The sequence below is a fragment of the Marivita sp. genome (assembly GCF_051859345.1).
GTDB lineage: Bacteria > Pseudomonadota > Alphaproteobacteria > Rhodobacterales > Rhodobacteraceae > Marivita.
Genome location: NZ_JBHYFV010000004.1, coordinates 18,555 through 42,893, shown reverse-complemented (window position 1 = coordinate 42,893; position 24,339 = coordinate 18,555). Strand labels below are relative to the sequence as shown.

The window sequence follows — 24,339 nt, the reverse complement described above, 5'->3', positions numbered from 1 at the left end:
CATGCAGCGTGAAACCCTTCTGAATGCAGTCATATTCCTTGGACTGTTGGCTGTTCCGCTCTGGGCCTGGATCTCAAGCGAGCCGTTCACGATCACACTGGCGACCCGCGTCGCCATACTGGCACTGGCCGGTGTCGGGCTCAACGTGGCACTGGGATTGGGCGGGCTGGTCAGCTTTGGTCATGCCGTGTTTTTCGGGGTTGGCGGCTATGCGATGGGCGTTCTGGCCAGCCATGCCCAAACCTACACACCGCTTTCCGATTGGCCGTTTCTGATCGAGGGCACAAAGTCGATGCCGATCATCTGGCTTGTCGCGATGATCACAAGCGGGTTTGCCGCACTGGCGATCGGGGCGTTGAGTTTGCGGACCTCGGGGGTCTATTTCATCATGATCACGCTGGCATTCGGTCAGATGTTCTATTTCTTCGCCATCAGTTGGCCCGCGTATGGCGGTGAGGACGGGCTGTCCATCTACGTCCGCAACGGGTTTCCCGGTCTCAATACGCTGGACCCGATCCAGTTCTTTCTGATCTGCTACGTCATCCTTGGTATCGCAATCTTCGGCGTGTCACGGCTGTCGAGGTCATCCTTCGGCCTTGCACTCTCTGCGGCGCGTCAGAACGCGACACGCGTACAATCGGTCGGGATCGAACCCTATCGCCTGCGGCTGGTGGCCTTTGCCATTTCCGGCGCCATCACTGGGCTCGCCGGTGCGTTATTCGCTGATCTCAACCGATTTGTCAGCCCGACGATGTTCAGTTGGCACACCTCTGGTGAAATCATGATCTTCATCATTCTGGGTGGCGTTGGCCGGCTTTTCGGCCCGGTCGTCGGTGCCGCCCTTTTCATCATGCTGGAGCATTTCCTCGGGGGGATCAGCGACTACTGGAGCATCTATCTGGGGGCGCTACTCTTGGTCGTCGTGCTGTTCGCCAAGGGTGGCCTGATCGGGCTGGTTGCCGGACGCGAGGTTGCGCATGACTGAGACACTCCTCGACATACGCAATATCTCGAAGAACTTCGGGGCGCTCACGGCCAGCAACAACGTGTCGCTTGATCTCAAGGCCGGCGAAATTCACGCCTTGATCGGCCCCAATGGCGCGGGGAAATCGACCCTGATCAAACAGATCGACGGCAGCCTTGCCCCGGATTCGGGATCGGTCTGGTTCGAAGGGCGGGACATCACATCGCTTGACACGGTGGCCCGCGCCAGAACCGGGTTGGCCCGGACGTTCCAGATCTCTTCACTGGCGATGGACATGACGGTGCTTCAGAATGTTGTTCTTGGGGCGCTTGGCCGTCGCGGCAACGTGTTTCGCTTTTTCAAGAACGTCATGAAGGACGACGAACTGCTTGGCATTGGCCATCACGCCTTGCAGCAGGTCGGGCTAGACGAGTTTGCAAGCTTCCGCACGGCAGAACTGTCACATGGTCAAAGGCGGCAACTGGAGGTTGCCGTCGCCCTGACGCGCGCGCCCAAGGTGTTTCTCATGGATGAACCGATGGCTGGTCTGGGGGCCGAAGGATCGCACAGGCTTACGGGTTTTCTGGACACCCTGCGCAAGGAGGCACCGATCCTTCTGGTGGAACATGACATGGACGCCGTATTTGCATTGGCCGACCGGATCAGCGTGCTTGTCTATGGCGAAATCATCGCAACCGGAACGGCGTCCGAGATCCGCTCCGATCCTCTGGTCAGGACCGCCTATCTGGGCGAGGAGGACGCGGCGTGAGCCTGTTGAAACTCACCCATATCTCGGCCTTCTACGGGGCCTCGCAAGCGCTGTTCGATGTGCATCTCGACCTTGAGGAAGGTCAGGTTCTTGCGCTGATGGGGCGAAACGGCATGGGCAAATCGACCACCGTCAAAGTCATCTGCCGCCTGCTCGCACATCGCGGCGGCACAGTCACCTTTGACGGGCGCGACATGGGATCCCTGCCCGCCTTCATGGCGGCGCGTGCCGGGATCGGACTGGTGCCTGAAGGCAGACGCTGCTTCGCCAACCTGACGGTGCAGGAAAACCTGATCGTCGCTGCCCGACCGGGATCTTGGGATCTGGATGCGGTCCACCGCGTATTTCCGCGCTTGGGAGAACGCAGCGAACAGGTGGCGTCTTCGCTTTCCGGCGGCGAGCAACAGATGCTGGCCATTGGCCGTGCCTTGATGACAAACCCACGGCTCTTGATCCTTGACGAGGCGACAGAGGGGCTCGCCCCCGTGGTTCGACAAGAGATTTGGGCGGCGATCGGGCGGCTGAAAGCGGAAACCGGGTTGGCCATCCTTGTTGTCGACAAGTCCTTGAGGGAACTGGCCACGGTGGCGGACAAAGCCGTGATCCTTGAAAAGGGCCGCTCTGTCTGGGCAGGTGGTTTTGGCGAACTCACCGCAGACGTGACCGATCAGTATCTTGGGGTTTGAGCAGTGCCGTTTTCCTTTCATCAGAAGGTCCTGTTCAAGCATTGCGACCCCGCCGGCATCGTTTTCTATCCGCGCTATTTCGAGATGATCAACGACTGTGTCGAGGCGTTTTTTGACACCGAACTGGATCACCCGTTCGAAACGCTTCATCGCAGTGGAGGCGTACCAACGGCCGAGATTTCGACCCGGTTCACCGCGCCAAGCCGCCACGGCGACCGGCTTGAACTGCGGCTCGAGTGCCGCGAGATCGGGCGGTCCAGCCTGAAACTGACAATCACCGCCCTTTGCGGCGGCGAGACACGTTTTGTCGCGCAGTCGGTGCTGGTGCATGTGGGGGCAGACGGGCGCGCGGAACACTGGCCAGTCGCGCTGCGGAACAAAATTGAACACTTTCTGAAGGAAGACAACTGATGCGCCACAGGATCATTCAGCCCGATGGCTGGGCTCCGGCAAAGGGCTATGCAAACGGCGTTCTGACACAGGACGGCACGCTCTATATCGGTGGACAAATCGGATGGGACGAGAACCAGCATTTCGTTTCGGACACGTTCGAGGGGCAGATGGAACAGGCCTTGCGCAACATCGCGCGGATTCTGGACGCGGCGGGTGGCGCTCCGGAGGATCTGGTCAGGCTGACGTGGTATGTGACGTCAAAGAAAGACTATCTCGCCAACCAGCGCCAGATCGGAGAGGCCTACCGCCGTGTGCTGGGCCGGAATTTTCCTGCGATGACCATGGTTGTGGTGGACGCGTTGGTCGAGGATGCAGCCCTGATCGAGATCGAAGCCACAGCGGTACTGGCGACCGACTAGATCATTGAAGGTGCCATGGCGTCGGACGAATCCCGTCAGAACACTGTTGGTGGCGACGAAGGTCACGGTTCAAACCTTCTCAAAGCCCCTTGGCATTCGAACAAAAGGCCGCATTAATGGTGCCAGAGACCGGAATACACCGTGACAAGATCAACATGGTCAACGACTTGCCCGATCGGATCAATCCCACGATCACGGCAAGGTCGACGATCATGCCCCTTCTCGCCTCGTTGATGATGGTATTGACGCAGATGGTCGGGCGTGACCCGTCGGAGAAATAGCTTGGACACATTCGATTTCGTCATTGTCGGGGCTGGTTCGGCCGGATCGGTGCTGGCGAACCGACTGTCGCAGGACGGCAGGTTCCGGGTTCTGCTGCTCGAGGCGGGTGGATCCGATCAGGTGCCCTGGATTCAAGTTCCGATAGGCTATGGCAAAGTGTTCTACGACGCGCGCGTCAACTGGAAATACATTACCGAACCCGATCCAAACCTTGACAATCGGCCGATCTACTGGCCGCGCGGCAAAGTGCTTGGCGGGTCCAGTTCCATCAATGCGATGGTGTATGTCCGGGGCCATCCCAGTGACTATGCGCAATGGAACGACGCGGCACCCGGCTGGGGCTGGAGCGATGTCGAACCGATCTTTCGCCGCATGGAGGACTGGGACGGAGCGCCCAGCGCCGACCGTGGCGTTGGTGGGCCTTTGGCCGTGCATGATGTGACCGATGAGGTGCACCCTCTTACGCGCGTCTACCTCAAGGCCGCCGAACAGGCAGGAATCCCGCACAATCCCGATTACAACGGCGCGGACATGGAGGGGGCAGCCCTTTACCAGATCACCACCAAAGGGGGCTATCGCGCGTCGGCGGCACGCTGTTACCTCAAACCTGCCAAAAAGCGCCCCAATCTGGACATCCGCACACGGGCGCATGTCACGCGTATCCTGTTCGACGGCACGCGCGCCACAGGCGTTGAATACCGCCAGAACGGTCAGACCAAGACCGCACATGCCCGCGTCGAGGTGATTTTGTCCGGCGGGGCGATCAATTCACCGCAACTGCTACAACTGTCCGGGATCGGGCCAGGTCATGTCTTGCAGGATCACGGCATTCCGGTTGTTTTGAACGCGCCGCAGGTGGGGCGCAATCTGCAGGACCATCTTGGCAGCGATAACCTTTATGTTTCACGCGTCCCCAGCCTCAATCAGCAGCTTGGCCCGGTCTTGGGAAAATTGAAGGTTGCGTTGTCATACGCTCTCAAACGCAAGGGGCCATTGTCCCTCAGCCTCAATCAGGGGGGAGGATTTGTGACGCTGTCCGATGCTTCTTCCGGGCCGGACCTGCAGCTGTATTTTTCACCGGTCAGCTATACCCGCGCGCCCGTCGGCGTGCGCCCGTTGATGAGCCCCGATCCGTTTCCCGGCCTCTTGATCGGGTTCAACCCGTGCAAGCCCACCAGCGTCGGTCATTTGCAGATCCGCTCAGCCGACCCTTTCGAACCACCGGAATTGCACCCCAATTACCTTTCAACCGACCATGACCGCGCCTTGATGGTCGCCGGAACAAAACTGATGCGCCGGATTGCGGATACAGAGGCCCTGCGCTCGGTCATCGAAAACGAACTGCTGCCCGGTTCAGACATCCAGAGCGATGATGAAATTGCCGCCTATGCCCGCAAGACCTCTTGGACGGTCTTTCACCAATGTTCGACCTGCCGTATGGGCCGCGATCCGACCCATTCGGTTGTTGATGAACGGCTCAGGGTTCACGGGGTGCAGGGGCTTCGCGTGGCGGACGCGTCGATCTTTCCCAGTATTCCAACCGGCAACACCAACGCACCTGCAATCATGGTCGGGGAAAAAGCGTCCGATCTTATCCTCAAAGAGGCCAAGGGCTAAAGTCATGAAACTGAAATCAATTGAGACCTTCACCACCGAAGCGGTCGGATTTGTCCGCGTCACCAGCGAGGACGGCGCACAGGGGTGGGGACAGGTCTCGACCTATCATTCGGACATCACCTGTCAGGTGCTGCACCGGCAGGTCGCACCCTGGACACTGGGTCAGGATACGACCGATCTGGACGACTTGCTGGATATCGTGACCGAACGCGAGCACAAGTTTCCCGGCTCTTATCTCCGGCGTGCGATGGCGGGTCTGGATACCGCGATCTGGGATCTGCGCGGCAAGCAGCAGGGCAAACCGGTGGTCGAACTTCTTGGCGGAACGCCCGGACCGATCCGGGCATATGCCTCGTCGATGAAGCGCGACATCACACCTGCTGACGAAGCGTCCCGCCTGAAACATCTTCGCGACTCCAAGGGCTTTGACGCGTTCAAGGTGCGCGCCGGGGCCGAGGTGGGACGCAACAAGGACGAATGGCCCGGCCGCACCGAAGAAATCATCCCGACCATGCGCCGCGAACTCGGCGACGATGTGGACCTGCTCATTGATGCCAACAGCTGTTATTCGCCCGACCGGGCGATCGAGGTTGGTCACATCCTTCAGGATCATGGTTTTTCGCACTTTGAGGAACCCTGCCCCTACTGGGAACTGGAGCAAACCAAACAGGTGACGGACGCGCTTGATATCGACGTGACCGGCGGCGAACAGGATTGCGACTTGCCGACCTGGAAACGGATGATCGACATGCGGGCGGTCGATATCGTCCAGCCGGACATCCTATATTTGGGTGGGATTTGTCGGACGCTGCGCGTGGTCAAGATGGCACAGGCCGCCGGTCTGCCCGTGACCCCGCATTGCGCCAACTGGTCACTGGTGACGTTGTTTACCATGCACCTGCTGCGCGCGATTCCGAACGCGGGCAAATACCTCGAATTCTCGATCGAAGGCCCGGACTACTACCCGTGGCAAGAAGGACTGTTCGTCAAATCGCCCTACGACATCGAAGATGGCCATGCGCGGGTGAGCGACGCGCCGGGATGGGGTGTTGAGATTGATCCCGACTGGCTGGCACGGTCAATCTACCAGATCAGCGAAGTCTGACTTGCCCGCAACCGGCATGGACACCAATGCCCGGCCACCGAGCGTCCCGGATCAGTTCAGTGCTGTCAGCTGATATCCCGGAGCGGCGACGGACTGAACCGTCGTGATCGGATCCGGCCCGATCCACGTCGTGCGTTCGATCACAAGAAGCGCATTGCCTTCATTGGTGGACAGATGGTCGGCACTCTCGCCCTCTGCGTTCATGGCGTAAAAGCGCACGTCGACGCGGCTATAGGGTTTGTTGCGCACCAGCCATTCATTGGCACTCTCACAGTTCAGATCGACGCCCAGAATATCGGGAGTCGATCTGGTATCCACCCAACGATCTTCGAAGATGTAGGGCCGGTTGTCGGCCAGATGCAGCGCCTTGACGTGCAGCATCTCGGCAGGTTGCTGGATGCCGAACCGCGCCATCACCGACGGTGTGGACCTTTCCAGCGTGCGGCTGATAAGCTGGTAACCGTACTTGCTGCCGCGCTGTTCGACCTCGCGTCGCGTGATTGGAATGTCAAAGGTTGCACGCGTGACCGGATCCGTCCGCACATGCGTGCCGCCTTTGCGTTTGCGTTCGACCAGACCGATCTGCGACAGATCCTGCATCGCCCGATGTACGGTAATGCGCGCGCACCCCAATTCCAGCGCGATGTCTTCGTCCCGAGGCAGCTTGTCTCCGGGGGCGTAGGTTCTGTCCAGAATCCGCGCGCGAATGGTATCGCGCACATCTGTCCAGGAAAGGCGAGTATGCCCGGTCAAATACTGGTCTCCAATTGCAGCATCGTATTTTTGAAGCTGCGAATTATGTCATCGCGCTTGAAATGGCGACCCTCTTTGACGACATGCCGCCCTGCGCTCCAGACATCGCGAATGCACAACTGCCCACCCCCGCCGAAAATGAGACTGTCCAGCACCGCATCGCCCTTCCGGTTGCAAAGCCATTGATTGTCGTTGTCCAGGCCAATCAGGTCAGCCCATACACCGGTTTCGATCATGCCACTCTGACGCCCGCCCGCCTGCGCGCCTCCCTTGGCTGCTGCATCGAACAACACGCGCCCGGTAGAGCGATCCTGCGTCGCCAGCGCGGCACGGGACAGGTCGCGCAGGCGTTGCGAATATTCCAGCGTCTTGAGTTCCTCGAACAGCGAGATGTGGACATTGGAGTCAGAGCCAAAGCCAATCGTGCCCCCCTCCCCCAGGTAGGCCGTTCCGTTGAAGATTCCGTCACCAAGATTGGACTCTGTCAGTGGACACAACCCGGCCACCGCCCCCGTCGCGGCAAGGGCACCCGTTTCGCTATTGGTCATCTGCGTGCAATGGATCAGGCACCAACGCTCATCAACCGGGTGATTTGCCAGCAACCACTCCGTCGGGCGCGCACCAAGTTGGGCAAGAACTTCTTCCACCTCTGCCACCTGTTCCGCGAGGTGCATATGAATGGGTCCAGACCGCGCCTGCCCAAGAATGGCGGACATGCCGGCGGGATCAACCGCCCGCAGGGAATGCGGCGCCATCCCAGAGGCAAAGTCACTCGGGCCCGCCGCAACCGCCGCAACGGCATCGGCGTGCAGGCGCAGGAACCGGTCGGGGTCATTGCCAAACCGCTGTTGGCCTCCGTTCAAAGGGCGCAGATCGCAGCCACCGAATTGGTAGTGAACAGGCAAATGCGTGAGGCCAATTCCAGATTGCACGGCCGCCGCCACAATCCGTTCCGACATCTCGGCAAGGTTGTCATAGGGCACCCCCCCCACGGCGTGGTGCAGATAGTGAAATTCAGCGACCGCGCCATAACCCGCTTCGAGCATTTCCATGAAGACCAGCGCAGCAATGGCCTCCACATGATCGGGGGTCAGCTGATCAAGGAATGTGTACATCAACCGTCGCCAGCTCCAGAAACTGTCCCTTGGGTCTGGACCGCGCGCTTCGGTCAGGCCCGACATGGCGCGCTGAAAGGCATGACTGTGCAGGTTCAACGGCGCGGGAAGCAGCAATGCGGCGCGGTGTGTCGGCGTCTGGCCCTGCGGACCAACTGCGGCGATTCGACCGTTCGCATCAATTGCGATCTCAAGGTCGCTCTGCCAACCGCTTACTGTAAGAGCCTGTTTCGCATGAATTATCTGCAAGGGAATAACTCCGTTGACATTATTAAGTAACTACATATTAGTTTTATGTAAGTTTTAACGCAAGGAGTCTTGATGCCACCCCCCCAAGTCATGACCGGCCTGACGGCCGCCACGATGGTTGACGACGCCAGCAGCTATGGACTGGTGAACAACGCGGCTATCGTGGTGGCAGACGGAATGATCACATGGGTCGGCCACCAGACCGATCTGCCATCCGATTATGCCGGACTTGAACACCAGACCTTCGATGGGCGGCTTGTCACGCCTGCCCTGATTGATTGCCACACGCATATTGTGCATGGCGGCAATCGCGCCCGCGAATTCGAGATGCGGTTGAATGGCGCGAGTTATGAAGAGGTGGCGCGGGCTGGAGGTGGTATCGTCTCGACCGTCGCCGCAACCCGTGATGCAACCGAAGCAGAGCTCCTGCAAACCGCCTTGCCCCGCGTGGACGCACTGATTTCGCAAGGCGTGGGCGTGGTCGAAGTCAAATCCGGCTATGGTCTGGACCGCGACACCGAACTCAAGATGCTGCGCGTGGCGCGGGCTTTGGGGCAGGAACGCCCAATCCGCGTGGTGACAAGTTTTCTGGGTGCGCATGCGGTTCCAAGCGGTCTGGATGCCGACACCTATATCGACACGATCTGCCTGCCGACGCTGGAGGCCGCCCATGCCGAAGGGCTTGTCGATGCGGTGGATGGCTTTTGCGAAGGCATCGCCTTTGACACGCACCAGATCGCCCGCGTGTTCGACGCGGCCCGCACGCTCGGGTTGCCGGTCAAGCTTCATGCAGAGCAACTCAGCCACATCGGCGGGACAGCTTTGGCAGCCGAATACGGTGCCCTGTCCGCGGATCATGTGGAATACGCCACTGCGGCGGATGCTGAAGCAATGGCCGCTGCGGGCACGGTCGCGGTCCTTTTGCCCGGCGCGTTCTACACCATCCACGAAACACAGGCACCGCCCGTTCAGGCCTTCCGCGATCACGGCGTTTCGATGGCTGTCGGCACCGACTGGAACCCAGGTTCGTCACCATTGGGGTCGATCCTGCTGGCGATGAACATGACCTGCACGCTGTTTCGCATGACCCCGGCCGAGGCCTTGGCAGGCACCACACGCAATGCGGCCCGCGCGCTTGGGCTGACCGATTGCGGCGTCATCGCTCCCGGCATGCGCGCCGATCTTGCCGTTTGGACTGTCAGTGATCCGGCAGAACTGTCCTACGGCATCGGCATCAACCCGTTGCATACCCGCATTTTTGGAGGTGTCATTTGACCCAGATACTGCACCCCGGCACCGCAACACTGGCCGAGCTGGAAACTGTCTGGCGCACGGAAGGCGCGGTACACCTCGATCCTGCGGCCCGCCCTGCGGTCGAGGCATCGGCCCGCGTTGTCGCCAAGGCAGCACAGGGCGATACACCTGTCTACGGGATCAACACGGGCTTTGGTAAACTCGCGTCGGTCCGCATTGCCCCCGAAGACACCGAAACCCTTCAGCGCAACCTCATCCTGTCGCATTGTTGTGGTGTGGGTGATGCGCTGGAACCTGCTACCGTCCGCCTGATGATGGCGCTGAAGCTGCTGTCGCTTGGGCGCGGAGCGTCGGGTGTGCGTTGGGACATCTGCGCGCTGATCGAGGCGATGCTCTCGCATGGTGTGCTTCCGGTGATACCGGTGCAGGGATCGGTCGGTGCCTCCGGCGATCTGGCCCCGCTGGCGCATATGGCCGCGGTGATGATCGGCGCGGGCGAAGCGACGTTTGACGGGCAGACCATGGCAGGTGGCGCGGCGCTGCAAAAGGCGGGGCTGACCCCTGTTGTGCTTGGTCCCAAGGAAGGTCTTGCGCTGATCAACGGCACGCAATTTTCGACCGCCTGTGCGTTGAAAGGGCTGTTTGAAGGATGGCGCGCGGCGCGGGCGGCGGTTGTTACATCCGCCATGTCCACCGATGCGATCATGGGATCGACCGCCCCCTTGAACCCCGCGATCCACACCTTGCGCGGCCATCAGGGCCAGATCGAGGTCGCGGCAGCCATGTCCCGCCTGCTGGACGGCAGCGTCATCCGGGAAAGCCATCGCCAAGGCGATACCCGCGTACAAGACCCCTATTGCATCCGCTGCCAACCCCAGGTCACAGGCGCTGCTGTTGATTTGTTGCGCATGGCCGGGCAAACGCTTCAGACCGAAGCAAATGCTGTCACCGACAACCCGTTGGTGATTGCGGATACAGGCGAAATCCTCTCGGGTGGCAACTTCCACGCGGAACCCGTGGCTTTTGCCGCCGATCAGATTGCCCTTGCCCTTGCCGAGATCGGGGCCATCGCACAACGCCGCGTGGCGCTGATGGTGGACCCGACACTGTCGTTTGATCTGCCGCCCTTCCTGACGCCGGAACCGGGTCTGAATTCCGGTCTGATGATCGCCGAAGTCACCACGGCAGCGCTGATGAGCGAGAACAAGCATCTCGCGAACCCGTGCTCGACCGACAGCACGCCGACCTCTGCCAACCAGGAGGACCACGTCAGCATGGCCGCCCATGGCGCGCGGCGACTGGGGCGCATGACGGCAAACCTGTCTGTCATTCTGGGAATCGAGGCGATGTGCGCCGCACAAGGCATAGAGCAACGCGCGCCGCTGGTGACGTCTGGCCCCTTACAATCGGCCATGGCAGGACTGCGTGCTGTTGTCCCGAGTTTGCATCAGGATCGCTACCTTGCCCCTGACATCAAGCTGGCGGCAATTTGCGTCACCGATGACAGCCTTGCGACGGCAGCCGGTCTGGAGATGTCCCTATGAGCCTGATCGAAGTGACACGCGGCAACAGCCCCCTGGTGCTGGGGCTGCCCCATACCGGCACGGACATCCCTGCCGATTGTCTGGCACGCCTCAATGACACCGGCCGGGCCATTGCAGACACCGACTGGCATATCGACAGGCTATACGCGGGTCTGGTTGACAACGTGACCAGCGTGCGCACGCCCATTCATCGCTACGTCATCGACGTCAATCGCGATCCGTCCGGCGAAAGCCTGTATCCGGGCCAGAACACCACGGGACTGTGTCCACTGACCGATTTCGACGGGCTGCCGATCTATCTTGAAGGTCAAGAGCCGGATGCGGCCGAAATAGAGCGGCGGCGCGAAACTTATCACGCGCCCTATCACGCGGCGCTGGCGGCGGAACTTGACCGCGTCAGGGCGCTGCACGGTTTTGCGGTTTTGTATGACTGCCACTCGATCCGGTCACATATTCCGTACCTGTTCGAAGGCACTTTGCCTGATTTCAACATCGGCACAAATTCGGGTACAACTTGCGCCCCCGAGATGGCGGCAGCAACGCTGAACATCTGCCAGACCTCAGAGGGTTACACCGCCATCCTGAACGGTCGCTTCAAGGGAGGCTGGACCACGCGCCATTACGGCCAGCCCGCCAAAGGCCTCCATGCGATCCAGATGGAACTGGCGCAATCCACCTATCTCGCGTCCGAAACCCCACCCTGGACCTTTGACGACGCCCGCGCGGCCCGACTGCGCGCGCCTGTAAAAACCATTCTCGAAACCCTGTCCGACTGGAGGCCTCAATGACCGACCCACGCAAGAACACGCGCGACATCTACCCCCCCACCGGACCAGACTTGAACGCCAAAAGCTGGCAAACCGAAGCGCCCTTGCGGATGCTGATGAACAACCTGCACCCGGATGTGGCCGAGAACCCGCACGAACTCGTTGTCTATGGCGGCATCGGACGCGCCGCGCGCACATGGGCCGATTTTGACTGTATCGTCGCCAGCCTCAAGGATCTCGAATCCGACGAGACGCTGGTGGTGCAATCAGGCAAGCCCATCGCGGTCATCAAGACCCACCCGGATGCACCGCGCGTCCTGATCGCGAACTCCAACCTTGTGCCACATTGGGCAACCTGGGACCATTTCAACGAGCTCGATAAAAAGGGCTTGGCGATGTACGGCCAGATGACGGCAGGATCATGGATCTACATCGGCAGCCAGGGCATCGTGCAGGGCACCTACGAGACCTTTGTAGAGGCCGGTCGACAGCACTACGGCGGTGACCTGACCGGCAAGTGGATCCTGACCGGCGGGCTTGGCGGCATGGGCGGTGCCCAACCTTTGGCAGCGGTGATGGCCGGGGCCTGTTGTCTGGCCGTCGAGTGTAATCCCGACAGCATAGATTTCCGGCTGCGCACCCGGTATGTCGACGAACGCGCCGATACGCTGGACGAAGCGCTTGCGATGATCGAGCGCTGGACAAAGGCGGGTGAGGCCAAGTCGGTTGGTCTCTTGGGCAACGCCGCTGATGTGTTTCCCGAACTTTACCGGCGCGGTGTCCGTCCGGACATGGTGACGGACCAGACCAGCGCGCATGATCCGATCAACGGTTACCTGCCGCAGGGCTGGACCATGGGCGAATGGAAAGCCAAGCGCGAAAGCGACCCGAAAGCGGTTGAAAAAGCCGCCCGCGCGTCGATGAAAACCCATGTCGCTGCAATGGTGGATTTCTGGAACGCTGGCGTGCCAACGCTGGATTACGGCAACAACATCCGTCAGGTCGCGCTGGAAGAAGGGCTTGAAAACGCCTTCGCCTTCCCCGGTTTTGTGCCCGCCTATATCCGCCCCTTGTTCTGTCGCGGGGTTGGCCCCTTCCGGTGGGCGGCCCTGTCGGGTGATCCGGAGGATATCTACAAGACCGACGCCAAGATGAAAGAACTGTTCCCCGACAATGTCCACCTGCACAACTGGCTCGACATGGCGCGCGAGCGGATTTCCTTTCAGGGCCTGCCGGCGCGGATTTGCTGGATCGGACTGGGAGACCGGCACCGGGCGGGCCTTGCCTTCAACGAAATGGTCGCCAGCGGCGAATTGAAAGCCCCGGTCGTCATTGGGCGCGATCATCTGGATTCCGGTTCCGTCGCATCGCCGAACCGCGAAACCGAGGCGATGAAGGACGGATCGGACGCGGTTTCGGATTGGCCGCTTCTGAATGCTCTGGTCAACACCGCGTCGGGCGCAACATGGGTGAGCATCCACCACGGGGGCGGCGTTGGCATGGGCTTCAGCCAGCATTCCGGCGTCGTCATCTGTGCGGATGGCACACCAGAGGCCGCCAAACGGCTTGAGCGCGTGCTTTGGAATGACCCCGCAAGCGGCGTCTGGCGGCACGCCGACGCGGGCTACGAAGACGCCGTTGCCTGCGCCCGCGAACACGGTCTGCGCCTGCCACGCATTCTCGGCTGATCCCCGACCTGAAGGCCGCATCAGACGGTCGATCCTCAACCCTGCAACACTCACAAACCAACTAGGAGACTACACAATGGACCGACGGAAATTCCTTTCAACAGGCGCTCTTGGCGCGGCAGCAGCGACAACCCTTGCCGCCCCTGCCATCGCGCAGGATGTGCGCGAATGGAAACTTGTTTCGGCATGGCCCAAGAACCTGCCCGGACCGGGTGTCGCTGCGCAGACGCTGGCCGACCGGATCACCACTTTGTCGGGTGGCCGGATCAATGTCACGCTTTATGCCGCTGGCGAAATCGTGCCCGGCAATGGTGTGTTCGATGCCGTTTCCGAAGGCACGGCAGAGCTTTATCACGCGGTTCCGGCCTATTGGGGATCAAAGTCCAAGGGCATCCTGCTTTTCGGCTCGCAACCCTTTGGCCTGCGCGCGGATGAACAGTTCGGCTGGATGTACCATGGCGGCGGTCAGGCGCTTTATGACGAAATGTACGCGCGGTTCGGGATCAAGCCGTTCCTGTGTGGCAACTCCGGTCCGCAATGGGCAGGCTGGTTCAAGAACGAGATCACCTCGGTCGAAGACCTCAAAGGCCTCAAGTTCCGCACCACGGGCATCGCGTCGCAAATGGCGGCCAAGCTGGGCATGGCCGCAGAAGCCATGAGCGGCCCCGCGATGTTCCAGGCCTTGCAGACCGGCGCATTGGACGCGGGCGAATTCATCGGCCCATGGACGGATTCCGCACTTGGGTACTATCAGGTCGCGCCTTACTACTACTGGCCAGGCGTCGGCGAACCGTCTTCCGCCGAAGAATGCGGCGTCAATGCCGATGTCTTTGCCGACCTGCCGGATGACCTCAAGGAAGTTGTGACGCAGGCCTGCCAGGGTCTCTATAACCCGGTCTGGACGGAATACATGACCAAGCACGCCCAATCACTGCAAACCCTGGTTTCCGAGCATAACGTGCAGGTGCGCAAATTGCCCGACGATGTGATCACCGCCATGGGCGTCGCGGCCGAGGAAGTCATGCAGGAATACCTGGCCGATGAAGACGAGCTTGTGGTTCGCATCACCGAAAGCTTCATCGCCTATCGCGATCTGGTCGGCGGTTACATGACCTATGCTGACAACGGCCAGATGAACGCCCGCGCCGGTGTGTTCGGCTATTGAAGAAAACGGTGCGCGGCCCGGTGTCGCGCGCCTCACTCACCATGACTGGGGCCGATGATGCTTGTTCTGGCTGACGCAATTGATCAGATGAATCGCGCTGTTGCCAATGTGGTCAAATGGCTTGCGCTGATCATGGTGCTGGTGCAGTTCTGTATCGTCATCGGGCGGTATGTCTTTGGTTTCAATTCCATCGCGGCGCAGGAAAGTGTGCTTTACATGCATGCGACGCTGTTCATGCTTGGGGCTGGTTTCACGCTGCTGGTCGACAAGCACGTCCGGGTCGATGTGGTTTACGCCAAGGTCAGCGACCTGACGCAGCGTCGGATCGACCTCTTTGGTCACCTGTTCCTTCTGATCCCCTCGATGACGGCGTTGCTCTACTGGTCGTGGCCGTCGGTACGCAATTCCTGGAAGATCCTCGAAGGCCCCATATCCGTTGGAGGGATAGAGGCTGTCTTTCTGCTCAAATCCCTGATCCCGGCATTTTGTGTCCTGATCCTGCTGCAATCCCTGTCGATCCTCGTGCGGATGTTCCATGAAGAGGCCAGAACGTGACAGAATACCTTGATTTGATCATGTTCGCAGCCCTCATGGCGGCGGTCCTGTCCGGCTTTCCCGTGTCCTTCAGCATTGCCGGTGTCGCCGTGGCATTCGCCTATCTGGGCTGGATGCTCGGGATCATGGATGTCTCGCTGCTAGGCGCTCTGGGCCAGCGGGCTTACGGGTTGATTGGCAATCAGGTTCTGATCGCGATCCCGGTTTTTGTACTGATGGGCGCTATACTGGAAAAAAGCAGGATCGCAGAGGAACTGCTCGACACGATGGGGCGCAGCTTTGGACAGTTGCGCGGCGGGCTTGGGATCTCGGTTGTGCTTGTCGGCGCGCTTTTGGCGGCTTCTACGGGAATTGTCGGGGCGACGGTTGTCGCCATGGGGATGATTGCGCTCCCGACGATGCTGCGGGCGGGCTACAACCCGGCCCTGTCCGCCGGGATCGTCTGCACGGCAGGGACGCTGGGGCAGATCATTCCACCGTCCACCCTGTTGATCATCCTGGCCGACGTGATGTCGAACGCCTACCAGCAGGCGCAATACGAACAGGGCAAGTTCTCGGTCGAAGCCTTGTCGGTTGGCCAGTTCTTTGCGGCAGCGATGATCCCCGGTTTGCTTCTGGTGACACTGTACCTTCTTTATATCCTGATCCGCGGAGCGCTGCGCCCGCGCGACATGCCACCTGCGGAAATCGGACTGTCGCGACCGGATCGGCACGAAGTCATGGCCGCGATCATCCCTCCGGTCCTGTTGATCTTCGCCGTCCTTGGCGCAATTCTCGGAGGTGTGGCGACCCCGACCGAAGCCGCCTCTGTCGGCGCAATCGGCGCGCTGCTGATGGCCGGGCGCAAGATCGGCATCACCCCAAGGCTGATCCTGATCGGAGCGGCGGCTCTTGTCGTTCTGGGGCTTCTGGCAGGGATGTATCCGGTTCGACTGCAACGCAGCGACAACGGCGCGCTGCAATGGGCCATTGGTGGCTTCTATGCCCTTCTGGCCATTGTCGGGATTGGTGCAGTCCTCCTCGCGCTGCGCGCCGCCATTCGCGAGAAGATCATCCATGACGCACTTGAGTCCACGCTGACCATGACGGCAATGATCTTTGCCACCATCCTTGCGGCAGGTTTCTTCTCGCTGGTTTTCATCGGCCTTGGTGGCGAAGAGCGGGTGGCGCATCTGCTGGAAAACCTGCCGGGCGGTCCGAACGGGGCTTTGCTGTTTGTGATGCTCTTCGTGTTTGTGCTTGGCTTCTTTCTGGACTTCGTCGAGATTTCCGTGATCGTCTTGCCGCTTGTGACACCGTCGCTCATCCTGATGGGACATGATCCGATCTGGTTGGGGATCCTTCTGGCGATCAATCTGCAAACCAGCTTTCTGACCCCGCCGTTCGGATTTTCCCTGTTCTACCTGCGCGCCGCCGCACCAAAGGAAATCACAACCGGGCATATCTATCGCGGGGTTGTGCCGTTCATCGGTCTGCAGGCGATTGGCATCCTTCTGGTGTGGGGCTTGCCCTTCCTGGCTACCTGGCTGCCCGCAGCGCTTTTCTAGAATCTTCATTGCGCATGTTGCGCCGCAGCCTCTGGGCATTGGTCGCAAAACAACCGGCCAACGGCCTTGCTACGAAAACCCATAGTGGGGTCGCGCAGCAGAAACAGCGCATCCAACCCGATTTGCCTTGCCAATGTCGCCCCTGCCTCTGCGCCCAGAACCATCAGAGCCGTGGCCCAGGCATCCGCTTCGGCACATGTCCGGGCAATCACCGTCACCGATGCCGGAGGCGCAACCAGCGGAGCGCGCCGCGCCGGGTCCATCGTGTGGGACAAACGACAGCCCTGCACGTCGATCCAATGGCGGTAGTCGCCTGACGTGGCAACCGCTGCGTTGTGCAGGGCAAGTACGGAATGCGGCGACCGGCGCGCGGGATCAGGCGCTTCAACGGCGACTGACCACGGGGCCGCATCTGGCCGCAGCCCCATCGCGCGCATTTCACCGTCGATCCCCACCAGCCCCGCGGGCAGATCCAGAGCAACAAGTGTGTCGGCCAGACGGTCTACGCCATACCCCTTCGCGATCCCGTTCAAATCAAGCGCGACATCGGCGGTCTTGCGGACACGCGCACCCGCGACATCAATCTCAAGGGCGGCCGTATTGCGATGGCGCCCCATCGCCGCACGGATCTGCACAGGATCAGCGGTATCAGAACCAAACCCCCACGCGGCCACAGCATCCCCCAGTTCCATGTCAAACGCGCCGCCAGACGCCAGCCCGATATCACGCCCAAGCACCAACACCTCTAGCAACGGCATCGGAACCGTCTGCCAAACACCGACAGGTGCCGCATTCAGGCGCATCAGATCGCTGTCGGGCTTCCATGTGGACATCTGCGCGTCCACCTCGTCCACAGCGGCCTGCAAGGCCGCCCGCACCGGGTCTGTGTCGATCGCCGGGTCGACATGAAACAGGGCCGTCCAGCGCGTACCCATGGTCGGCCCATTCAGCGCGCGGCGTGTTGGATCAGTAGATATCTTCGACATAGCGCCCCTCTGCCCTCAAGGCGTGTGGCGTCAGACCCATCGGTTTCAGAATATCGGCCAGCGCATCCGCGACACCGGCCGCCATGCCGCGCCCGCCACAGACCATCACGCGCGCCCCGTCGCGGATCAGGCGGGCCACTTCGGTACGTTCGGCGCGCAGGACATCCTGCACATAGGTCGGGTTGGCCGCGCGCGAGGCTGACGTGTCCAGTCGTGTCAGCCGACCTTGTCCCTGCCAGTCTGATAGGTCTTGCCCATACAGAAAATCGGTCTCGGGATGGCGCATGCCAAAGAACAGGTGAATGGGGCGGGGCCGTGTGTTGGCACGAATGAACCCCGCCAGCGGGCCGATGCCCGTCCCTGCCCCGATCAGGATCAGAGGCGCGCCACCCCGCCCCGGTTTGAAGCCGGGATTGCGACGGACATACCCCTTGGCCGTATCGCCCGGCACAAGCTGCGTCAGTTGCGCGGAACACAGCCCGCTTGGCTGGCGCTTCACAACGATCTCGACAAACCCGTCGCGCCGGTCAGAGGCCAGCGAATAGAGACGCGGGATCGAAGAGCCCTCTGGGACGATGCCCAGTAAGTCACCGGCCTCGAAGCGGGCGAAACCCTGCCCGGTGAGCCTTTGCCAAAGTGAAACCCGCGGCACGGCAAAGCGCAGGATTGCGGTGGGTGCCTGCATCTCTGCCCCGTAGTCGCGACGTGACACCAGCGTCAGCGTTTCGGTTGCGGGAAGAACTGGCTGATGGACCAGTTCAAGGTTGATCCCAAGCGCCTGTCCCAACAGACGTCCCCAACGCGCGAATTCCTGCGGGGACTGGCGGTCGATTGTGTCAAAGGGCAAAAGCATGTCCCAGCCCTGCCTTTCGGCCTCGAGCACGATCTGTTTCGCAAAACCGCAAAACTCGGGGTAGCTTCGGTCGCCAAACCCGAGCACCGCAACCGGAACAGACGGCGCGGTCCCCAGAGCTTTCATCCGATCAAGAAATCCTTTGGCTGACGCCGGGGCATCGCCATCGCCATATGTCGCGGCAAGGATCAGGAACCGCTGCGCCCTGGTGTGGCGGGTAGGATCAAAGCCCGACATTGCCGTGACATGCACGGTCTGTCCCGCCGCGCGCAGCGCCTGATGCAGGGTCGCCGCAAAGCCCCAGGTGCTGCTTCCCTCGCTCCCGACGAGCAGGATCGTTTCAGCTTTTGCAGCAGGTTGATTGCCGGGGATCTGCGGTTTGCTGCGCTGTCCCGCCATCCAGACAAGGACACCCGTGGCAGCCAGCACCGGCACACCCAGTGCGATCAGTCCCAGAACCACCCCGAGAAAAGCTGCGCCTTCGCCTGTGTGCAGCATGTAGATGGTTTCCGACACCCGCTCCGAGCGCGTCAGGTCGATCCAACCCAAAGCCGCGCCTGTCCCCTGATCCAGATATCCTGTCCCCTGATCCGTCTTCAGGGTGAAGACGTCAGTGGCGTCTCCGGGATAGGGGAAGTTCAAATCACGCAACTCTGCCACCGGGGTCTGCACCAGCAGGTCGATGGAGGCCAGCGCAACTCCGGTCTCGTTGCTGACCGAGCTTGGAAAGGCTGGTGCGGATGCTGCAATGGGAAGCAGATCGAAAGTTGAAGCCGACATCCAAAGCGCAGTCATCGACGACATGATCAGACCCAGAACTGCGACGCGCGCGATCTCGACATGCAGCCGACCGGACAGAGGGCCACGCAAGGGCGCGAACCAGCGCCGCCAGCCACCTGCCCGACGCGCGACGAGGACCGAGCCAGACACCGCAAGGACCAGCATCGTCGCTGCACCCAGAGCCATCGCAATCCGCCCGCCATCGCCCAGAAACAACGACCGGTGAAGATTGGTCAACCAACGCTTGATCGGGTTGGGATCACCAGATCCCACGCCCCGACCCGTCGCGGGGTCGATCACCGCAGCCCCCGGTGCGCCATCTACGAACCAATAGGCCGTGATCTGCCCCGACCGGGACCGCCGGATCTGTTCGACGCCGGGATAGGCCGATTGGATACGGGTCGCGAGTGTCGCAACACTAAGTCCGGTTGCGGCTTGCGGCGCTGACAGCCGCTCTGCCGCGGGAAAGACCGACAACGCCGCCCCGCTGAGGGACAGGACAACGAAAAGAACTGCGGCCAGAAGACCCGGCCAACGGTGAAGAGCGCGGATCATCGCCGGGCCTCCTTACATGTCGTAGGTAAAATCAGCGATGTAACGGCGGCCTTTCGCCGGGGTGCCCGCCCCTTTTGCCGTCAACGGCACCGCAACTTCGTTCGGGCTGTCGCGCATGTCCTCGACGGCGGCGTCGATGTGAAGGGTATAGCCCGCATCAAAAAGCGCATCGGCCAGGTCAAGCGTGATCTCAAGCGTCTTACCCGCCCCGACACTGGCCCCGGTGATCCCGTTGATTTGCGCGGTGTCACCGGCTGTTGCGCGATACCAGTCGCTCAGGTGTTCATAGTATTTCGACTTGCCGCCAGCCATCCAAAGGCTGCCCACATACGCCCCCGTTGTGTCGGTGACATAAAGCGCAAGATAGGCGCCATCGCCGCCGTAGTTGTTCATCGTCGTGGTCAATGTCACCGGGCGCGCCATTGCGAGACCGGGAAGTGTCAGCGCCGTCGTCAACGCCAGTGTTGCAAGAAGCGATTTCATGAGGAATGTGCCTTTTTGGGAAAATGGGAACGTGAGGGCGAAGGTCAGTTCATCTGAACTTTTGGAGGTGTAGCGTTGCCGAAAAGACCATTCTTTGGCGGAGCAACAGTGCCCGCAGGTGCTGCGTTGCGCGGGTTGCCGCCACAATCGTCATCATCATCATCATCGTCATCGTCATCGTCGTCGTCATCGCACTCGTCATCGTCGTCGTCGTCGTGACGTGCGTCACTGCGATATGTGCGATGGTGGTCATCGTCGTCTACATGGCGGGATCCATTGCGGTCCGCGCGGTCATCATCGTCACGAGCAAGAACCAGCGGCATCTCAACCTGACCGGCCATTAGAACTGCCGGGACAGGCAAAGCTGACCCGTCAATTGTATGTATTGCGCTCCAGGCCGGTGCGCTGACGGCCGCAGAAAGAGCCGTGGTCGCTGCAAGAAAGGCGAATGTCTTTTTCATGGTTGTGTCTCCATTTGTGTGCTGGGATCAATCTGGGGACACCACCTGATGTCTTCCTGACGCAGTGCGGATATTTGCTTCAGCTTGCCGTCAGAAAGTCGTCGGAACAAAAAAGGGCCCCAGCGAATGCGATGGGGCCCAGGAAACGCCGAAGGGACGTTCGGCGCGGGGGGAAGTTCAAGTCATATCGTCACTATCCGGCGCGCACTTTTGCCCGGTCACCATGGCACGAACGAGGTTTTCCCTATGGCGGAAAGAGGTCAGGACCACCCCGCCGACATGGACAGCAATCAGGAACAGCATAAGGTTCGCAAGCACCTCATGCGCCTCTTCCAGGGCTTCGGAACCGCGTCCACCATTCCGCTCGTCGTCGCCATCGGCATAGGCCGGAGTGACGATCTGCGGCAGCTCAGGCAGCATCGCAACGCGGCCCTCGTCTTCCAGCAGCCACCCGGTCAAGGCAGTGCCCGCAAGCGTCAGGAGCAAGGCAACCGTCATGATGGCCCCAGCCGGGTTGTGGCCAAGATACCGCTGTTCCGTGCCGCGCATGACCTCACCCATATAGCGGATCGTGTGCGACGGACCTCTCAGGAATTGTGAGAACCGCGCGTATTTGCTGCCGACCAGTCCCCAGATCAACCGGAAAGCAATCAGTCCGGCGACCGCGTAGCCCGTGATCTCGTGTACTGTGCTCAGGTCTTCGGCGCTGAGATAGGCCACGGCAAAGGCTGCAACCAGACTCCAGTGAAAGGTCCGGATTAGGGGATCCCAGACCCGGACCATGCCTCCACTCACGTCCGGGGCTGACGACATGTTGCGTGCAGACGTTTCAGTCATCGTCTTCATCCTCGTATTCGAAATCAATTATGTTCAAGGTCTGCGGATGAACGGTCACCTCAATCCGGCGCCCCTGCGCATCGCGACCGTCTATTTCGTAACAGCCATCGTCGATCTTGATCCGGCGCACGGTCCAGCCATTGTCCATCGCCATCCGAGCCACCGCTTCGCGTGGATGCCAGTCGGCCATGGGAACAAAACAATCGTCATCGTCGGCACTTGCCGCACCCGCCGAAAAACCCACGAGAATTGCAAATATTGTCAGTGTCTTCTTCATGCGGCACACTCCGGATTGGGGCTGACTTGGTCACACCATGCGCCTCGAACCTGACGGGTTCCTGAAGCAAGCAGGCTGTTTTGCGTCAGCCTGGCGTCAGCAAGATGGGTCAAGAAGCCTTGTGAAACAAAGGAACCCGAATGCCATGCGTATCCTGCTGATCGAAGATGATACCGTTCTGGGTGCCGCCGTACGCGACCAGATTGCCGCCGATGGCCAATCCGTGGACTGGGTGTCCCGCCTTGATGCGGCTGGCGATGCGATTGCCGCCACGGGGTATGATCTGATCCTGCTTGACCTCATGCTGCCAGATGGGCGCGGGATCGGATTTCTTAAGGCCTTGCGATCCCGAGGGGATGTCACGCCGGTGATTATCCTGACCGCACTGGATCAGATTTCAGACCGGATCGACGGGCTGAATGCGGGGGCTGATGATTACCTTGTCAAACCTTTCGACCTCGCAGAACTGTCCGCGCGGATCGGGTCGGTCGCACGGCGCTATTCCGGCAATCCAAACCCGATCATCAGCCATGGAGCGCTAGAGATCGACCTTGCAGCCCGAAGCATCCGGCGCGATGGCAAGGCGGTGTACCTGACCGCGCGCGAATGGGCGCTGTTCGACGCGTTCCTGTCGCGCCCCGGACAATTGCTGTCCAAGATGCAGCTTGAAGACAAGCTGTACGCCTTCGACACCGAAGTCGAAAGCAACACGATCGAGGTTCATATCAGTCGCCTGCGCAAAAAGCTGGGGGCTCGGATTATCCAGACCGAACGCGGTTTGGGCTATCGTTTGGGGACGCCATGAGACTGCCGCGCAGTCTTCAGGTCCGGTTGGGACTTCTGCTCGGCGTTCTGTTGACCTTGTTATGGATCGTGGCGGCCTCTGTGACGGCGGTCATCCTGCGACATGAAATGGACGAGGTCTTCGACTCTGCCCTTCAGGAAACGGCACAGCGCCTGCTGCCGCTTGCCGTTCAGGAGATTGTCAGTCGCGAAGACGACGGCGTGACCCAACGGCTTGGATCGGTCCGCGAACATACCGAATTTTTCACCTATGTCGTCCGCGACGCAAGCGGGCGCATCCTGCTGCAATCACACTCCGCCGATCCAACGGTGTTTCCGCCTTACGAAGGGACGGGCTTTCGCCAGACGGCGACCCACAGGCTTTACAACGATGAGGCCTTGCAGAGCAGCATTCGCATTTCGGTTGCCGAACCGCTTGACCATCGCGCCGAAGTCGCGCGTGAAATCCAGATGGGGTTGGGCCTGCCGCTCCTGTTTGTGATCCCGCTTGCCCTGCTCGCCATCGCCCTTGCCGTGAGGGCAAGCTTTAAGTCCGTGCGCCGGTTCCGCGAACGGCTTGACGCACGCGGTGCGCGCGACCTGTCACCCGTTCCCGAGGATGACATTCCGCTGGAAATCGCACCCGTGGCGGCAACCCTGAATGCACTTCTGAACCGCCTCAATAGCGCATTTGACGCCGAGCGCAGCTTTGCAGCCAACGCGGCTCATGAATTGCGCACACCGCTTGCCGGGGCCATTGCGCAGGCGCAACGACTTCAGTCAGAGACCGGGGAACCCGCTGCCAAGGCGCGCGCCACGAATATCGAGGCGACGCTGAAACGGCTGACCCGCCTGTCTGAACGGTTGATGCAGCTGGCCCGTGCCGAAGGTGGCCGCCTTCGGTTCGACCAGACATCCGATCTGCGCAACATCGCACGCATCGTCATCGACGAAATCGCCCGCACCACAACACGCGACCGGGTAACACTGTCGCTTCCGGAAGCACCCGTGATGTCCGACCTTGACCCGGACGTCTTTGGCATCTTGTGCCGCAATCTCGTCGAGAACGCTTTGCGGCATGGGTCAGACACGGAACCCGTCACCGTGGACATGGCGCAAGATGGCACATTGTGCGTGGCCAATGCCGGCCCCGTGGTTCCAAAAGACAAACTGGCGGATCTGACAGCGCGTTTTGAACGGGCCGGGCCTGACACCACGGGAAGTGGTCTTGGCCTTGCCATTGTCGCAGCCATCGCGGATCGGATCGGCAGTCAACTGATCCTCAACTCGCCGCGTACAAAGCAGGCAGACGGGTTCGAAGCCCGGATCAAGCTTTCTGTCGCTCCGAACACGTCTTACAGTTAGTCTTGATCCAAACAGTCAACTGTGTTCGCGTGGCTTTATCCGATTGGACTGGGTAACCCACAGGGCTGACGCGTCTCAATTTCCGGT

General features: G+C 60.7%; 25 protein-coding genes. 16 read left to right on the top strand and 9 right to left on the bottom strand.

Features of this window, described 5'->3' with window-relative positions; genetic code table 11:
- The first annotated feature begins 1 nt into the window (after position 1).
- From ACTIEN_RS04230 to ACTIEN_RS04210, 5 genes are read left to right on the top strand one after another with little or no spacing between them, the layout of a single operon-like run.
- A complete protein-coding gene (locus ACTIEN_RS04230) occupies positions 2-985 on the top strand; it encodes a branched-chain amino acid ABC transporter permease (RefSeq protein ID WP_439521863.1) in 984 nt (327 codons plus the stop codon).
- Entirely contained in the window at positions 978-1,733 is a 756-nt protein-coding gene (locus tag ACTIEN_RS04225) for an ABC transporter ATP-binding protein (protein WP_439521862.1), read from the top strand. Before ACTIEN_RS04230 ends, ACTIEN_RS04225 begins: the two co-directional genes overlap by 8 nt.
- Positions 1,730-2,419 carry an ABC transporter ATP-binding protein gene (locus ACTIEN_RS04220; RefSeq protein WP_439521861.1) on the top strand — a complete coding sequence of 230 codons (690 nt, stop codon included), beginning with the start codon at positions 1,730-1,732 and terminating at the stop codon, positions 2,417-2,419. Before ACTIEN_RS04225 ends, ACTIEN_RS04220 begins: the two co-directional genes overlap by 4 nt.
- A 3-nt stretch (positions 2,420-2,422) precedes the next feature.
- Positions 2,423-2,830, top strand: coding sequence for an acyl-CoA thioesterase (locus tag ACTIEN_RS04215; RefSeq protein WP_439521860.1), 408 nt, complete (start codon positions 2,423-2,425; stop codon positions 2,828-2,830).
- Positions 2,830-3,231, top strand: coding sequence for a RidA family protein (locus tag ACTIEN_RS04210; RefSeq protein WP_439521859.1), 402 nt, complete (start codon positions 2,830-2,832; stop codon positions 3,229-3,231). Before ACTIEN_RS04215 ends, ACTIEN_RS04210 begins: the two co-directional genes overlap by 1 nt.
- A gap of 79 nt (positions 3,232-3,310) precedes the next feature.
- On the opposite strand, the gene ACTIEN_RS04205 is transcribed toward ACTIEN_RS04210, so the two are convergent.
- A complete protein-coding gene (locus ACTIEN_RS04205; RefSeq protein ID WP_439521858.1) occupies positions 3,311-3,445 on the bottom strand; it encodes a hypothetical protein in 135 nt (44 codons plus the stop codon).
- Between the two features lie 68 nt (positions 3,446-3,513).
- On the opposite strand from ACTIEN_RS04205, the gene ACTIEN_RS04200 reads away from it, so the two are divergent.
- Together ACTIEN_RS04200 and ACTIEN_RS04195 are read left to right on the top strand one after the other, a co-directional pair.
- Positions 3,514-5,130, top strand: coding sequence for a GMC family oxidoreductase (locus ACTIEN_RS04200; RefSeq protein ID WP_439521857.1), 1,617 nt, complete (start codon positions 3,514-3,516; stop codon positions 5,128-5,130).
- Positions 5,131-5,134: 4 nt separating this feature from the next.
- A complete protein-coding gene (locus ACTIEN_RS04195) occupies positions 5,135-6,235 on the top strand; it encodes a mandelate racemase/muconate lactonizing enzyme family protein (RefSeq protein ID WP_439521856.1) in 1,101 nt (366 codons plus the stop codon).
- 51 nt (positions 6,236-6,286) lie between these two features.
- Here the strand turns inward: ACTIEN_RS04195 and ACTIEN_RS04190 are convergent, their stop codons facing one another.
- Positions 6,287-6,988, bottom strand: coding sequence for a GntR family transcriptional regulator (locus ACTIEN_RS04190; protein WP_439521855.1), 702 nt, complete (start codon positions 6,986-6,988; stop codon positions 6,287-6,289).
- Positions 6,985-8,352 (bottom strand): formimidoylglutamate deiminase, encoded by a 1,368-nt coding sequence (locus ACTIEN_RS04185; RefSeq protein ID WP_439521854.1) that lies wholly within the window; start codon positions 8,350-8,352, stop codon positions 6,985-6,987. Before ACTIEN_RS04185 ends, ACTIEN_RS04190 begins: the two co-directional genes overlap by 4 nt.
- A gap of 72 nt (positions 8,353-8,424) precedes the next feature.
- Here ACTIEN_RS04185 and hutI point away from each other — a divergent pair, with 72 nt between their 5' ends.
- The 7 genes from hutI to ACTIEN_RS04150 all read left to right on the top strand — a co-directional run bounded on the left by hutI (position 8,425) and on the right by ACTIEN_RS04150 (position 16,872).
- Positions 8,425-9,627 (top strand): imidazolonepropionase, encoded by a 1,203-nt coding sequence (hutI, locus tag ACTIEN_RS04180; protein ID WP_439521853.1) that lies wholly within the window; start codon positions 8,425-8,427, stop codon positions 9,625-9,627.
- Positions 9,624-11,150, top strand: coding sequence for a histidine ammonia-lyase (gene hutH, locus ACTIEN_RS04175; RefSeq protein WP_439521852.1), 1,527 nt, complete (start codon positions 9,624-9,626; stop codon positions 11,148-11,150). The genes hutI and hutH overlap by 4 nt, the downstream gene beginning before the upstream one ends.
- A gap of 2 nt (positions 11,151-11,152) precedes the next feature.
- Entirely contained in the window at positions 11,153-11,938 is a 786-nt protein-coding gene (hutG, locus tag ACTIEN_RS04170) for an N-formylglutamate deformylase (RefSeq protein WP_439521994.1), read from the top strand.
- Positions 11,935-13,605, top strand: coding sequence for a urocanate hydratase (gene hutU / locus ACTIEN_RS04165; protein WP_439521851.1), 1,671 nt, complete (start codon positions 11,935-11,937; stop codon positions 13,603-13,605). Before hutG ends, hutU begins: the two co-directional genes overlap by 4 nt.
- A 76-nt stretch (positions 13,606-13,681) precedes the next feature.
- Positions 13,682-14,770, top strand: coding sequence for a TRAP transporter substrate-binding protein (locus tag ACTIEN_RS04160; RefSeq protein ID WP_439521850.1), 1,089 nt, complete (start codon positions 13,682-13,684; stop codon positions 14,768-14,770).
- A 57-nt stretch (positions 14,771-14,827) separates the two neighbouring features.
- Positions 14,828-15,325, top strand: a complete 498-nt coding sequence (locus ACTIEN_RS04155) for a TRAP transporter small permease subunit (protein ID WP_439521993.1) — start codon at positions 14,828-14,830, stop codon at positions 15,323-15,325.
- Positions 15,322-16,872: a TRAP transporter large permease gene (locus ACTIEN_RS04150; RefSeq protein ID WP_439521849.1), complete on the top strand. Its 1,551-nt coding sequence runs from the start codon at positions 15,322-15,324 to the stop codon at positions 16,870-16,872. The genes ACTIEN_RS04155 and ACTIEN_RS04150 overlap by 4 nt, the downstream gene beginning before the upstream one ends.
- Positions 16,873-16,877: 5 nt before the next feature.
- Here ACTIEN_RS04150 and ACTIEN_RS04145 read toward each other — a convergent pair whose 3' ends face one another.
- The 6 genes from ACTIEN_RS04145 to ACTIEN_RS04120 form a co-directional block, all read right to left on the bottom strand.
- On the bottom strand, positions 16,878-17,858 hold the full coding sequence (locus ACTIEN_RS04145; protein WP_439521848.1) for an FAD:protein FMN transferase: 981 nt from the start codon (positions 17,856-17,858) through the stop codon (positions 16,878-16,880).
- Positions 17,839-20,046, bottom strand: a complete 2,208-nt coding sequence (locus ACTIEN_RS04140) for a PepSY domain-containing protein (RefSeq protein WP_439521847.1) — start codon at positions 20,044-20,046, stop codon at positions 17,839-17,841. Before ACTIEN_RS04140 ends, ACTIEN_RS04145 begins: the two co-directional genes overlap by 20 nt.
- A gap of 12 nt (positions 20,047-20,058) precedes the next feature.
- Positions 20,059-20,529, bottom strand: a complete 471-nt coding sequence (locus ACTIEN_RS04135; RefSeq protein ID WP_439521846.1) for a DUF2271 domain-containing protein — start codon at positions 20,527-20,529, stop codon at positions 20,059-20,061.
- Between the two features lie 44 nt (positions 20,530-20,573).
- Entirely contained in the window at positions 20,574-20,990 is a 417-nt protein-coding gene (locus ACTIEN_RS04130) for a hypothetical protein (protein WP_439521845.1), read from the bottom strand.
- Between the two features lie 177 nt (positions 20,991-21,167).
- Positions 21,168-21,827, bottom strand: a complete 660-nt coding sequence (locus ACTIEN_RS04125; RefSeq protein ID WP_439521844.1) for a cytochrome b/b6 domain-containing protein — start codon at positions 21,825-21,827, stop codon at positions 21,168-21,170.
- Positions 21,820-22,104: a PepSY domain-containing protein gene (locus ACTIEN_RS04120; RefSeq protein WP_439521843.1), complete on the bottom strand. Its 285-nt coding sequence runs from the start codon at positions 22,102-22,104 to the stop codon at positions 21,820-21,822. The genes ACTIEN_RS04125 and ACTIEN_RS04120 overlap by 8 nt, the downstream gene beginning before the upstream one ends.
- Positions 22,105-22,249: 145 nt before the next feature.
- On the opposite strand from ACTIEN_RS04120, the gene ACTIEN_RS04115 reads away from it, so the two are divergent.
- Positions 22,250-22,909, top strand: a complete 660-nt coding sequence (locus ACTIEN_RS04115) for a response regulator transcription factor (protein WP_439521842.1) — start codon at positions 22,250-22,252, stop codon at positions 22,907-22,909.
- Positions 22,906-24,252 (top strand): sensor histidine kinase, encoded by a 1,347-nt coding sequence (locus ACTIEN_RS04110; RefSeq protein WP_439521841.1) that lies wholly within the window; start codon positions 22,906-22,908, stop codon positions 24,250-24,252. Before ACTIEN_RS04115 ends, ACTIEN_RS04110 begins: the two co-directional genes overlap by 4 nt.
- Positions 24,253-24,339: the final 87 nt, after the last annotated feature.